General features: G+C 65.7%; 12 protein-coding genes. 4 read left to right on the top strand and 8 right to left on the bottom strand.

Annotated elements, in window-relative coordinates:
- Window positions 1-83: 83 nt before the first annotated feature.
- Window positions 84-1,571 carry an IMP dehydrogenase gene (gene guaB / locus FNL56_RS13665; protein ID WP_143573198.1) on the bottom strand — a complete coding sequence of 496 codons (1,488 nt, stop codon included), beginning with the start codon at window positions 1,569-1,571 and terminating at the stop codon, window positions 84-86.
- Between the two features lie 348 nt (window positions 1,572-1,919).
- Here guaB and FNL56_RS13660 point away from each other — a divergent pair, with 348 nt between their 5' ends.
- Window positions 1,920-3,395, top strand: coding sequence for a DHA2 family efflux MFS transporter permease subunit (locus tag FNL56_RS13660; RefSeq protein ID WP_143573197.1), 1,476 nt, complete (start codon window positions 1,920-1,922; stop codon window positions 3,393-3,395).
- A 1-nt stretch (window position 3,396) separates the two neighbouring features.
- Here the strand turns inward: FNL56_RS13660 and FNL56_RS13655 are convergent, their stop codons facing one another.
- Both FNL56_RS13655 and FNL56_RS13650 read right to left on the bottom strand, forming a co-directional pair.
- Window positions 3,397-4,107 (bottom strand): RlmE family RNA methyltransferase, encoded by a 711-nt coding sequence (locus tag FNL56_RS13655; RefSeq protein ID WP_143573196.1) that lies wholly within the window; start codon window positions 4,105-4,107, stop codon window positions 3,397-3,399.
- Window positions 4,108-4,172: 65 nt separating this feature from the next.
- On the bottom strand, window positions 4,173-5,249 hold the full coding sequence (locus FNL56_RS13650; protein WP_143573195.1) for a Ppx/GppA phosphatase family protein: 1,077 nt from the start codon (window positions 5,247-5,249) through the stop codon (window positions 4,173-4,175).
- A gap of 219 nt (window positions 5,250-5,468) precedes the next feature.
- On the opposite strand from FNL56_RS13650, the gene FNL56_RS13645 reads away from it, so the two are divergent.
- On the top strand, window positions 5,469-7,841 hold the full coding sequence (locus FNL56_RS13645) for a xanthine dehydrogenase family protein molybdopterin-binding subunit (RefSeq protein ID WP_143573194.1): 2,373 nt from the start codon (window positions 5,469-5,471) through the stop codon (window positions 7,839-7,841).
- A gap of 241 nt (window positions 7,842-8,082) precedes the next feature.
- Here the strand turns inward: FNL56_RS13645 and FNL56_RS13640 are convergent, their stop codons facing one another.
- The 3 genes from FNL56_RS13640 to FNL56_RS13630 form a co-directional block, all read right to left on the bottom strand.
- Window positions 8,083-8,520, bottom strand: coding sequence for a DUF1489 family protein (locus FNL56_RS13640; protein ID WP_143573193.1), 438 nt, complete (start codon window positions 8,518-8,520; stop codon window positions 8,083-8,085).
- A 37-nt stretch (window positions 8,521-8,557) separates the two neighbouring features.
- Entirely contained in the window at window positions 8,558-9,499 is a 942-nt protein-coding gene (locus FNL56_RS13635) for a hypothetical protein (RefSeq protein ID WP_143573192.1), read from the bottom strand.
- Between the two features lie 93 nt (window positions 9,500-9,592).
- Entirely contained in the window at window positions 9,593-10,249 is a 657-nt protein-coding gene (locus FNL56_RS13630; RefSeq protein WP_143576156.1) for a glutathione S-transferase family protein, read from the bottom strand.
- 111 nt (window positions 10,250-10,360) lie between these two features.
- On the opposite strand from FNL56_RS13630, the gene FNL56_RS13625 reads away from it, so the two are divergent.
- The gene (locus tag FNL56_RS13625) at window positions 10,361-11,041 is read left to right on the top strand and encodes a DUF599 domain-containing protein (RefSeq protein WP_143577906.1); all 681 of its coding nucleotides are present in this window, start codon (window positions 10,361-10,363) and stop codon (window positions 11,039-11,041) included.
- A 179-nt stretch (window positions 11,042-11,220) separates the two neighbouring features.
- Here the strand turns inward: FNL56_RS13625 and FNL56_RS13620 are convergent, their stop codons facing one another.
- A complete protein-coding gene (locus FNL56_RS13620) occupies window positions 11,221-12,060 on the bottom strand; it encodes a hypothetical protein (RefSeq protein WP_143582545.1) in 840 nt (279 codons plus the stop codon).
- A gap of 108 nt (window positions 12,061-12,168) precedes the next feature.
- On the opposite strand from FNL56_RS13620, the gene FNL56_RS13615 reads away from it, so the two are divergent.
- Window positions 12,169-12,447, top strand: coding sequence for a DUF3253 domain-containing protein (locus FNL56_RS13615; protein ID WP_441351288.1), 279 nt, complete (start codon window positions 12,169-12,171; stop codon window positions 12,445-12,447).
- A 4-nt stretch (window positions 12,448-12,451) separates the two neighbouring features.
- Here the strand turns inward: FNL56_RS13615 and FNL56_RS13610 are convergent, their stop codons facing one another.
- Window positions 12,452-13,255, bottom strand: coding sequence for a YdcF family protein (locus FNL56_RS13610; protein ID WP_143576154.1), 804 nt, complete (start codon window positions 13,253-13,255; stop codon window positions 12,452-12,454).
- Window positions 13,256-13,276 lie beyond the last annotated feature (21 nt).

The raw sequence follows: 13,276 nt of genomic DNA, 5'->3' as shown, positions 1-13,276 counted from the left end.
CGGCTGCGCCAGGGGCAGCGCGCGTGACACGGGAACTCTAGCGCGTTTTCGCGCTCAAGTGGGGTTATCTTTGGGCAAAGGCCTTACACGCCGCCGGGATAGTTCGGGCTTTCGCGGGTAATGGTGACGTCATGCACGTGGCTTTCGCGCAGCCCCGCGCTGGTGATGCGGACGAACTCGGCCTTGTTGTGAAACTCGGTGAGGTCCTTGGCACCGACATAGCCCATGGCCGCGCGAAGACCGCCGGCGAGCTGGTGCATCACGTTGCCTACCGGGCCCTTATAGGCGACCTGGCCCTCGACGCCTTCCGGCACCAGTTTCAGCGAGTCCTTGATGTCCTGCTGGAAGTAGCGGTCGGCCGAGCCGCGCGCCATCGCGCCGACCGAGCCCATGCCACGATAGGCCTTGTAGGACCGGCCCTGCCACAGAAACACTTCGCCGGGCGTCTCGTCGGTGCCGGCCAGCAAGGAGCCGACCATCGCGATATCGGCGCCGGCGGCCAGCGCCTTGGCGAGATCGCCGGAGAACTTGATGCCGCCATCTGCGATCACCTGGATACCAGCCTTCTTGGCGGCTTCCACCGCATCCATGATCGCGGTGAGCTGCGGCACGCCGACGCCGGCAACCATGCGGGTGGTGCAGATCGAGCCCGGGCCGATGCCGACCTTGATGGCATCCGCGCCGGCATCGATCAGCGCCTGCGCGCCCTCGGTGGTGGCGATGTTGCCGGCCATCACCTGTACCGCATTCGACAGCCGCTTGATGCGCTGCACGGCTTCCAGCACGCGCGACGAATGACCGTGTGCGGTATCGACGACAATGATGTCGACGCCAGCATCGATCAGCCGCTCGGTGCGCTCGAAGCCGCCCTCGCCCACCGTCGTTGCCGCGGCAACGCGCAGCCGGCCCTGGGAATCCTTGGACGCCAGCGGATGCGCGACCGCGTGCTCCATGTCCTTGACGGTGATCAGGCCGACGCAGCGGTATTGATCATCGACCACCAGCAGCTTCTCGATGCGGTGCTGGTGCAGCATGCGCTTGGCTTCGTCCTGGCTGACGCCTTCGCGCACGGTGACGAGGTTCTCATGCGTCATCAGTTCGGAGATCTTCTGCCGGGGGTCCTTGGCGAAGCGCACGTCGCGGTTGGTCAGGATGCCGACCAGCTTGCCGGGGACGCCCTTGCTGGCGCCGGTCACGACGGGAATGCCGGAGAAGCCATGCTCGGACATCAGCGCCAGCGCATCCGCGAGCATCGCATCGGGGCCGATGGTCAACGGATTGACCACCATGCCGGATTCATACTTCTTCACCTGGCGGACCTGCGCAGCCTGGCCCTCGACGTCGAAATTGCGGTGGATGACGCCGAGACCGCCGGCCTGCGCCATGGCAATCGCCATGCGGGCTTCGGTGACGGTGTCCATCGCCGAAGCCATGATCGGGATGTTCAGCGGAATGGTCTTGGTGGCGAAGGAGCGGATGTCGGCATCGGACGGCAGGATGTCGGACAGGCCGGGCTTCAGCAGCACGTCGTCGAACGTGTACGCTTCGCGAATTTTATGAACCACCGCCATTGCCAACTCCATCTGCGGCTGACTTGCCGCGCTAAATACCTTGGGATGAGCCAATTGGCCGGCGATGCGGAGCATCGTCGTCGAATCGAAGCCCATCAGTAGGGTTGACGGTGGTCGATAGCATGCTGCGCTGCGAATTAAAAGCGTCTGGCTGCCATGCGCCCGATTTTGAGAGGGGGGCGACAGCCCCGGCCTGCCCACCGCCTGGCTGCGTTCACGCAGCCGTTAGCCGCCTGACGCCCGTGACCGGTGGCCGCGTCCCCCGCCGGATGTTAAAGCCCGGCCGCGCCCTCCTGAAGAATCGCCGGATCCACTCGCAACGCGAGACGCCGGGAACAAAGAATTCTCATGAACAAAGAACGCCTGATCCCGCTCATCGTCGCATCCGCGTTGTTCATGGAGAATATGGATTCCACGGTGATCGCGACCTCGCTGCCGGCGATCGCGGCCGACATCGGCACCAGCCCGCTGACGCTGAAACTGGCGATCACCTCCTATTTGCTCTCGCTGGCGGTGTTCATCCCCGCCAGCGGCTGGACCGCGGACCGCTTCGGCGCCCGCACCGTGTTCTCGATCGCCATCGCGGTCTTCATGGTCGGCTCGATCGGCTGCGCGCTGTCGCAGAACGTCACCCACTTTGTCATCGCGCGCATCCTGCAGGGCATGGGCGGGGCGATGATGACGCCGGTCGGCCGCCTCGTGCTGCTGCGCTCGATCGACAAGGCCGGGCTGGTCAATGCGATGGCGTGGATGACGATGCCCGCGCTGATCGGACCCGTCATCGGCCCGCCGCTCGGCGGCTTCATCACCACCTATTTTTCCTGGCACTGGATCTTCCTGATCAACATCCCGATCGGCCTGCTCGGCATCTATCTGGCGCAGCGCTACATCGATCCGATCCGCAGCGACGATCCCGAGCGCTTCGACCTGTGGGGCCTGATCCTGGCGGGCGTGGGCCTCGCCGGCATCGCCTTCGGCGGCTCGGTCGCGGGGCTCGGCCTGCTACCCTGGCCGATTGTCGTGGCGTTGGTCGGCATCGGGGCGGCATCGATGACGATGTACGTGCTGCACGCCCGCCGCACCTCATCGCCGGTGCTGGATTTCTCGCTGCTGCGGCTGGCGACGCTGCGCGCGGCCATCATCGGCGGCTTCCTGTTCCGGCTGGGCATCGGCGCGTTGCCGTTCCTGCTTCCGCTGTTGATGCAGGTCGGTTTCGGCCTGTCGCCGTTCCGCTCCGGCCTCGTGACCTTCGGCTCGGCGGTCGGCGCGATGGGCATGAAGGCACTGGCGGCGCGCATCATCCGCACCTTCGGTTTCCGCAACGTGCTGACGATCAACGCCGTGGTCAGTTCGGTATTTCTCGCCGCCTGCGCGCTGTTCACGGTGCAGACGCCGCTGCTACTGATCCTGGTGCTGCTGGTGGTCGGCGGCTTTTTCCGCTCGCTCGAATTCACCGCCATCAACACGGTGGCCTATGCCGAGCTAGAGCCATCGCAGATGAGCCGCGCCACCACGCTGGTCAGCGTCAACCAGCAACTGGCGATCTCCGCCGGTGTCGCGGTGGGCGCGGCCTGCGTCGAATCCAGCATGGTGCTGAACAAGATGACCGAATTGTCGGCCGGCGACTTCGCCCCGGCCTTCATCGTGGTGTCGGTGCTGTCGGCGGCCTCGGCCTACTTCTTCTGGCAGATGCCGGACGACGCCGGCCACGAGATCTCCGGCCGCAAGGTGATCGACATCGCCAGCCGCAAGGGCGCCGAGAAGGCCGCGGTCAAGGCGGGCAGCGAGGGCACAGAAGAAGCGCGGGACCAGAAGCTGGGGTAGTCTACTCCTCGCTTTGCCCCATGCGCTTTTCGCCGGCGATACCGCGAAAGCCCAACGCCAACACATAGCGCTCGGAAGAATCCTTGCGGCTGGAGGCCGGCTTGACGTGCTTCACCGAGGTGAAGTCCCGCTTCAACTGGTTCATCAGCGTGGCATCGGCGCCGCTCTGGAACACTTTGGCGACGAAGGTGCCGCCCGGCTTCAGCACGTCGGCGGCGAAGGCCGCGGCGTCCTCGACGAGGCCGACGATGCGTAGCTGGTCGGTCTTGCGGTGGCCGGTGGTATTGGCGGCCATGTCGGACAACACGACATCGGCCTTGCCGCCCATCATCTCGAACAGTTTGGCCGGCGCGCCGTCGTCCAGGAAATTCATCTGCGCGAAGGTGACGCCCGGAATGTTGGGCATTTCCAAGAGGTCGATGGCGATCACCTGGCCGCGGCCCTCGGCCGAGCCGATACGCTTGGCAGCGATCTGGCTCCAGCCGCCGGGGGCGGCGCCAAGGTCGACCACCGAGATGCCCGGCTTGAGGAAACGGTATTTATCGTCGATCTCGATGATCTTATAGGCCGCGCGCGAGCGCAAGCCGTCGCGCTTGGCCTGCTGCACATAGGGATCGTTGAGCTGGCGCTCCAGCCAGAGTTTCGAGGAGTGCTTCAGCCTGCCGGCGCTCTTGACGGTGACGTGCAGCCGTCCGGTGGTGTCTTTGGCCATATCGTGGTGCTTGCTTTCGGGTTCCGGCGTTCTCTAGCACACCGGGCCGGAAAAGGGGCATCCGATCAGGCGACCCGGATCGCGCCGTCCTCGCGCATCATTTCGACCAGCATGCCCTCGCGCAGGCCGCGGTCGGCGACCCGCAGCCGCGGCAGCCGGAACAATTGCCGGATGGCGTCCAGAATCGCACAGCCGGCCAGCACCAGATCGGCGCGTTCCGGGCCGATGCACTGGTTAGCGGCGCGCTCGGCAAAGCTCATCGACAGCAATTTGGCGATCGTCGCGTCGAGATCGGCCTCGCCGAGCCAGACACCGTCGATGCGGCGGCGGTCGTAGCGCGGCAGATGCAGGTGCACGCCGGCCAAAGTCGTCACCGTTCCGGACGTGCCCAACAGATGCATGCCGTGGAGGTCGTCGCCATGTGCCGCCGCGAACGGGGCGACGTGCTGAGCGACGTCCTGCACCATCAGCGCATAGGATTCCTTGGTCACATGCTGGCCGCCGAACTTTTCCGCCAGCGTCACCACGCCAAGCGGGATCGACATCCACGCCTTGATCTCCGGCCGGGCGTCGGGATGTACGGGATCGCGCGCGATCCGCACCAGTTCGCTGGATCCGCCGCCGATGTCGAACAGGATGGCGCCCGTCGCCGCGGCATCGAGCAGCGGCGAGCAGCCGATCACAGCCAGCGAGGCTTCGGTCTCGCGATCGATGATCTCCAGCGTGATGCCGGTGTCGCGCGCCACCTGGGCCAGGAAATCGTCGGCATTGGACGCCGCGCGGCAGGCCTCGGTCGCGATCAGCCGCAACCGCTGCGCGCCGCGCTGCTGGATCTTGTCGCGGCAGATCGAAAGTGCCGCAACCGCCCGCGCAATCGCCGCCTCGCTGATGACGCCGGTGAGCGAGACGCCCTCGCCGAGCCGGATGATTCGAGAAAACGAATCGATCACGCGAAAATTATTGTCGCCGGTGGGCTGGGCGATCAGCAACCGGCAGTTATTGGTCCCGAGATCTAGCGCGGCATAGATACTGCCATTCACGTCCCGGCCAGGGGCGGCCATGCCGCCAGTATCCTGCACAGCCAAGTCCTGCGCATGCCCGCGCGGCACCGGGCCGTCGCGAAGCCGCGTGTCATCCGTCATTCCGTCTGCTTTCCGCGGCCATACCGGCCGGCTTGGAAATATCCTTGGAAACATCCATTCACGGAAAGTTTAGCAGGGCACAGGGGCAGCGCAACCACCGCACAGCCCCATGACCAATCATACATTGTCGCGGCGGGGCCGCTGCTTTATCTCAGAGCGTCCGTTGGGGCGCCAAACCGGGCGAAACCCCGCGAAAAACGACATTTGATGGATTTGGCAATGCAAAATCATACCGGCTCGCCCGTCGACAACTCCATCGCCATGCAGAAATACGGCGTCGGCCAGCCGGTGCGCCGCAAGGAGGACGACACGCTCGTCCGCGGCAATGGCAAATATACCGACGATTTCAACCTGCCCGGCCAGTTATACGCCTGGATCGTGCGCAGCCCACATGCCCACGGCCTGATCCGCGGCATTGACACCACGGCGGCCCGGGCGATGCCCGGCGTGCGCGGCGTCTGGACCGGCAAGGACCTGGAAGCGGCCCATTACGGCCCCTTCACCTGCGGCCTGCCGCTGAAGAACCGCGACGGCTCGGCCCTGCTGCAGACCAACCGCACCGCACTGATGACCGACAAGGTCCGCTTCGTCGGCGATCCCGTCGCTTTCGTGGTGGCGGATACCGTGGCGCAGGCGCGTGACGCCGCCGAAGCGGTCGAGCTCGACATCGAGGCGCTGCCCGCCGTGACCGATTGCGAAGCCGCAACCCAGCCCGGCGCGCCGCTGTTGTGGGATCACATCCCGAACAATGTCGCGCTGGATTTCCACTATGGCGACACCGACAAGGTCGAGGCCGCCTTCGCCGGCGCCGCGCATGTGACGAAGCTCGACATCACCAATACCCGCGTCGCCGTGGTGTCGATGGAGCCGCGCTGCGCGCTGGCGTCCTATGACAAGGCCGGCGAGCGCCACGTCATCCAGGTTGCGACCCAGGGGGTCTCCGGCAACCGCAATACTCTCGCCAAGCTGCTCAACGTGGCGCCCGACAAGGTGCGGATCCTGACCGCCAATGTCGGCGGCTCGTTCGGCATGAAGAACATCAACTATCCCGAATATATCTGCATCCTGCATGCCGCCCGGGAACTGGGAAAGCCGGTGAAATGGCTGGAGGAGCGCTCCTCCAGCTTCCTGTCCGACAGCCAGGGCCGCTCGCAGGACATCCATGCCGAGCTGGCGCTGGATGCCGACGGCAAGTTTCTCGCGGTGCGGCTCAAGGGCTACGGCAATCTCGGCGCCTATATCAGCGGCGTCGCCCCCGGCCCGCTCTCGCTCAACACGGCCAAAAACCTTGCCAGCGTCTACAAGACGCCGCTGCTGTCGGTCGACATCAAATGCGTGCTGACCAACATGACCCTGATGGGCGCCTATCGCGGCGCGGGCCGTCCCGAGGCCAATTTCTACATGGAGCGATTGATCGATCGCGCCGCCGAGGAGATGGGCATCGACCGTCTCGCTTTACGCAAGCGCAACTTCATCAAATCGTCGCAGATGCCGTTCGCCGCGGCGTCCGGCGTCACCTATGACAGCGGTGATTTCGGCGGCGTGTTCGCCAAGGCGCTGGAAATGTCCGACCATGCCGGCTTCGCCAAGCGCAAGAAGGACAGCCGCAAGGCCGGCAAGCTGCGCGGCATCGCGGTGGGCTGCTATCTTGAAGTGACCGCTCCGCCTTCACCCGAACTCGGCAAGGTCACCTTCAACGCCGACGGCACGGTGACTCTGACCACCGGCACCCTTGACTACGGCCAGGGCCACGCCACGCCGTTCGCCCAGGTGCTCTCATCGCAGCTCGGCGTGCCGTTCGACTCGATCCGGCTCGAACAGGGTGACAGCGACCTCGTCCGAATGGGCAACGGCACCGGCGGCTCACGCTCGATCACCGCCACTGGCCAGGCAGTCGTCGAGGCCTCAGCGCTGATCATCGCCAAGGGCAAGGCAGCCGCCGCGCATCTGCTGGAAGCCTCCGAAGCCGACATCGAATTCAAGGCCGGCCGCTTCACCATCGCCGGCACCGACCGCTCGATCGACATCATGGAATTGTCGAAGCGCCTGCGCGACGGCCAGCAACCGGACGGCGTGCCCTCCTCGCTTGATGTCGACCATGACGGATCTGTCGTGCAGTCGACGTTCCCGAACGGCTGCCATGTCGCGGAAGTCGAGATCGAGCCCGACACCGGCGTCATCAAGATCGTCAACTACACCGGGATCAGCGACTTCGGCACCATCGTCAATCCGATGATCGTCGCCGGTCAGTTGCACGGCGGCGTCGCCCAGGGCATTGGCCAGGCCTTGATGGAAGAGGTCAGCTACGATTCCTCGGGCCAGCCGATCACCGGCTCGTTCATGGATTACGCCCTACCCCGCGCCGGCGACATCCCGTTGATGAAGACCGGCGACCATCCGTCACCGGCGACGTCAAATCCGCTGGGCACCAAGGGCTGCGGCGAAGCTGGCTGCGCCGGCAGCCTCGCGGTTGTGGTCAACGCGGTCGTGGATGCGCTGTCGGAATATGGCGTCACCCACATCGACATGCCGCTGACCCCGGAACGCATCTGGCGCGCGATCGAGGACGGCAAGAAGACCAAGGCGGCGTAAGTATTCCTATGTGAAGCGAGGGCGGCCGTAGAACCCCTCCCCCTTGCGGGGAGGGTCGGCCGAACGAGCGATGATGCGATAGCATCATCGGGAGTGGAGGCCGGGGTGGGGGTGCCACGGACGACGTAGCTTGTGGCTACCCCCACCCGACCCGGCTTCGCTACGCTTCGCCGGGCCACCCTCCCCGCCTAGCGAAGCTTCGCTTCGCAAGGCGGAGGGTAAGATCAGCGCTCCGCTGCTGCTACAGCAGCCCCAATTCCCGCAACTCCCGCCGCATCGGCTCGGGCATCGCCTCGATCGAGGCAGCGGCCTTGCCGAGATCCGGCGGGGCGTCGCCCATCGCCAGATAGCGCCAGCCCTGGAACGGGCGCAGCGGGCGCGGCGACACCGAGAATACCTTCGGCTCCATGCGCAACCGGCAGCGGTTGATGCCGGCGCCATCGCGGAACGGCTCGATCGCGACCAGCTTCTGGCGCACCGCGATCTCGCCCTTTATCACCCAGTAGATCGAACCGCCATCGAGCAACTCGGCGTCGCGCTTGGGCACCATGCGGGTCACATGGGTGTGGTGCAGCGGCACGCCGGCCTTCTTCGCCATGGCCAGCCGATCGGCGACCCAGCCCTTGAATTCCTTGATCGATTCACAACCGACGGCGAGCTTGATGAGATTTAGCGACATGGGCCTGAGATGGTCATGAAACGGGGGATGACAAGCCTCAATTATCCGCCCCGGCCGGCGCCGGCGCAAGCTGCACCGGGCCGGTCTGCACAGGACGCGGCGGCTTCGGCGCCGGCGGCTTCTTCGGCGCGGCGGGCGCCGCCGCCTGCGCGTTGGCGGCAGGCGACCGCGGCGCATTGATCGGCGGCTCCGGTGTCATGATATTGACCGGCGGGATCGAGGCCGAAGTTGGAAAATCCGCCGTGGTCGGCTTCCCGGTCGGCATCGACGGCGGAAGACCGGACAGCGTGACGACGCCGGGAGCCGTCGCCGTCGGCATATTCCAGCCGGGTGCATAGCGCGCAATCAGAGTGTCATAGCTGCGCTGCTCCATATGGGCGGCGATCTCGTCGTGATTGGTCAGCGAGGCATAGGCCGGACACGCGCCGATCTGGCAATTGTCCCGGGCCAGCAGCAGGTGGCCGATCAGCCCGAAGCGGTCGCGCTCGATCGACCGGCGCAGCGATGCCAGTTCAGGGGTCATGACCTTGTTGGCGGCGGTTACGTCGCCAAAAGAGACCAGCCAGGCGAGGCGCGCCGCCGCGTAGGACACCGCCGCGGCAGCGTTCTCGGGAGAACCAAACAGCACCTTCTCGCAGGCGGCCAGCACGGCGTCGCCGGCGAGATCGTCTAGGCAGGACAGCGCCGGCAGCGACGCCATCGCCGGCGGCGGTTCAGGCGCAGCGGCCTTGACGTTACTGGCGACACTGGCCGAGCCCTGCCCGCCTGCCCCATAGCTGCGAATCGTGGCGGCACTGGCCACCGCCATGGCGAGCAGGGTAATCACCGCCAGCGCGCCATTGGCGACGGACTTTTCGGCGCGCAGCAGCGTGATCGCCACGATCAGACCGAAGAACGCCGCGACGGCAATCGTCAGCCACATCGGAAAGCTCGGCGAGCGCCAGAGTTGTTCGAGCGAAGTCGCCCAGGCCCAGTTCATCGAGTGTCCCCGCTCGTGACAGATCAAGTGTGGCTGCCATGAACCCGCAATATGCTGATGTTATGGCGAAGCCGTCGTTGCCGTATGCAGCACTCAGTCCTGCTCGAAGCGCGGGATCAGAAGCGTCTCCGCCAGGCCTTCCTGCGTCCATTGCCGGAACGCCGGCAAAGCCTGCATCGTCTCGACATATGCGCGCGACGCCGGCGCAAGCTCGATCGCGTAGGTCAGAAACCGCTGCACCACCGGCGCATACATCGCATCTGCCCCGCTGAAGTCGCCGAACAGATACGGCCCGACATGGCCGTAGCGGGTCTGGCATTCGGCCCAGATCTGCTGGATGCGCGCGATATTGGCTTCGGCATCCGCCGACGGCGCCTTGGCCTGCACCGGCCGATGCAGGTTCATGCCGCATTCGTTGCGCAGCGCCATGAAACCGGAATGCATCTCGGCCGAGATCGCGCGCGCATGCGCGCGGCGGGCGCGGTCCTCGGGCCACAATTTAGCGTCCGGGAAACGCTCCGCGGCATATTCGATGATCGCCAGCGAATCCCAAACCGTGACGTCGCCATCGACCAGCACCGGCACCTTGCCGGACGGCGTGAAGCCGAGAAGGCGCGCCTTGTCTTCCGCACCGTTATAGAGCGGGATCATCACCTCTTCGAAGGCAATGTTGGCAGCCTTCAACGCGAGCCACGGCCGCATCGACCACGACGAATAATTCTTGTTACCGATCACCAGCGTCAATGTCATCATGCCCTCCTGCGCGTGCAACGATGCCACGCAAGGTCCCCTGCAATCAAGCCGCGCCGGTTGCCGCGAATCCGCGTGCGTGGCACATTCACGCTTTGGCAAAGGCACTAAATGGTCAGTTATTCCTGGGTCGATGTCGTGGCGGTCGCGTTCTTCGCGATCGAATGGACGACTTATGCGATCACGCTGGAGCAGTCGGCCTATGGCCGCGACAGCCTGTCGTCACGGATGCATGTCTACCGCGAGGTCTGGATCCGCCGGCTACTGGAACGCGACGTTCGTATCGTCGATACCCACATCATGACCTCGCTGCAGAACGGCACCGCCTGGTTCGCCTCCACCACGCTGATCGCGATTGGCGGCGCGCTGGCGCTGCTGCGCGCCACCAACGAGGTGGTGCCGATGCTGCAGAGCCTGCCTATCTTCTTCGACGCCTCGCCGGCGCTGTGGGAAATCAAGTGCCTCGGCCTGGTGCTGATTTTCGTCTATGCGTTTTTCAAGTTCGCCTGGTCGTACCGGCTGTTCAACTACGTCGCGATCCTGATCGGCGCGATGCCGCTGGCCGCCGAGCGAGACACGCCGGAGGCAGAGAAGCATGTGATGCGAACGGTGCGAATGTTCGGCGCAGCCGCGCGCCACTTCAACCGCGGCCAGCGTGCGTTCTTCTTTGCGCTCGGCTATCTCGGCTGGTTTCTCAGCCCCTGGGTGTTCCTGGTCACCACCGCTGCCGTGGTGATCGTGACGTGGCGACGCCAGTTCGCCTCCAACGCGTGGCGGGCGATGGAGCCATAGCGATCGTTTTACACCTCTCCCATAGGGAGAGGTCGGATGTTTGAGCGAAGCGAGAACATCCGGGTGAGGGGTTACGGACTATCGAGAGCGCACAGCCCCCTCACCCGGATTGCTCCGCAATCCGACCTCTCCCCGGTGGGGAGAGGTTTTGAGCGTCGCGGTCGGAGACGAGCCATAGATCAGCCGGCGAAATCCTGCGGCGTGAAGGGGACGTCGAGCACCTTCCACTCGTCGTATTTGTCAGCGGGCAGCATCGCGTAAGGCTGGCACTTCTGCAGCGCCTGCATCGCGGCCTGCATCAGGAGTGGACCTTTCATCGAGGCACTGGCCTCGATCAGCGTCGGCGCCATTGTCAGGCTGCCATCCGGCGCAAAGAACGCGCGCAGCACGATCCGCACCTTGTCGGTGCGCGCCACCTCGGCCGGCAGCTTCGAACAGGATCGCAGATGGCGGCGGAACGCGGCGATATCCAGCGGCTCGATGTCCGCCTTGTCGGTCGCCAGCGCCCCGCCATTGCCGTCCGGCAGGCCGAGCTGCACGCCGTATTTGACCGTGATGTCAGGCTCGACCGTCGGTGATGCGGCCTGTGCCGGGGCCGGCGGCGGCGGCTGCAGTGCCGCCTGCTGCTGCATCGGCGCGGGCGGGCTCGCCGGCTTCGGCGGTTCGGCCGGCGGCGCGGCGGCGGCAGCCGCCCTCTGCTGCGCGGCCGGCGTCGGAGGCGGTTTCTGCGCGACCGGCTGCTGCGTTTTGCTTTCATCGAGCGTCGGCTTGTCCAGATCCGGCAGCCTGAACTCCGGCGTCGGCGGCGGCGGCTTGGGCGGCTCGGCCGCAGGTGTCGGCATTTCCGCTGCCTTTTCGACCGCAGCCACCTGTTCGGGCGTCACGACATCGACGGCGATGTTCGCCGTCACCGACGGATCGAACGGTCGCGCGTCGGCGAAGAAGACACTCACCGCCAAAGCGATGTGACCGATCACCGAAAGGGCGACGGCCGCGCGGATCAGCTGCCGTGGTTCCATGGCGATCAAATGGGTCTCTGCAACGCAACGCTGGGGGACAACCATAACGCCGGTGACCGCACTGTACCACGCCTTGCGCAGGCCGGGACGATGCGGCATGGCATGGAGATGTCCGAACCCCGATCCCCCGATTCCCCGACCGCCGCTTCCACCCTGGAAGACTCCATCCTCGATGTGCTGTCGCGCGGCACCGGCACGCTGAGCGCGCCCGAGATTGCCCATGCCATCACGCCGGAGGGCGACTGGCACTCGCTGTTGATGCCGATCCGCCGCGCGGCGGTGCAATTGGCGCTGGCCGGACGGCTGGTGATCTACCGCAAGGGCAAGCCGGCCGATCCCAACGACTTCCGCGGCGTCTACCGCCTCGGCCTGCCTCGGCAGGACTGAGCCGTCATCGCTTGACCGGCCCCGGATACAGCGCCGAGCTGCGGCCCGTCAGCCAGTAACCGAGCAGCCCCGTCCATTCGTGAATCGCGGTGTCGGTGCGCGACAGGCCGGCCGGCAGCGTGTCGAACGGCATCCCGGCAGCGACCCAGCCGCGGGTACGCCAGTCCACCGGATAGGCCTCGACGTCGAAGCCGGCGGCCCGGAACGCGCCGATCGAGCGCGGCATGTGGAAGGCCGAGGTCACCAGCAGCCAGCGCTCGCCGGGCTTCGGCATCAACATGCGCCGCGTGAAAACGGCGTTCTCGTCGGTGGTGCGCGAACCGCCTTCCAGCGTGATGCGATCCGCGGCAACGCCGAAACGCTCAAGCCATTCGCCGGCAATCGGCGCCTCCGGGAGACCGTTCTCGATCAGGTTGCCGCTGCCGCCCGAAAACACGATCCGCGCCTTGGGAAAGCGTTTTGCCAATTCAACCGCGCCGGTCATGCGCTCGTTGGCGCTATTCATCTCGACCATGCCGCGCGCGGCCGATGTCTCCTGGTCGATCGCGCCGCCCAGCACGATGATGCCGTCGGGATCCCGGCCATCCGCCTGCCACGCCGGAAACCGCTCCGTCAGCGTCAGCATCAGGACGTTGCCGGCCGGCGAATAGCCGAACACCAGCAGCAGCAGGATGCCGAAGGTCAGCGTCAGCGATCCCGACCGCTGGCGTTGCAGCAGCAACAAAAGCGCCCCGATCGCGCAGACCACGGCGATCGCATTGGACGGCGTCGCGAAGAAGCCGAGGATTTTCGACAGCGAGAAGAACATCGGATCGGCCAGTTGGTGAAA

This window comes from Tardiphaga sp. vice304, from assembly GCF_007018905.1.
Classification (GTDB): domain Bacteria; phylum Pseudomonadota; class Alphaproteobacteria; order Rhizobiales; family Xanthobacteraceae; genus Tardiphaga.
The sequence above is the reverse complement of the archived record's forward strand: the minus strand, read 5'-3'. Positions and strand labels throughout refer to the sequence as shown.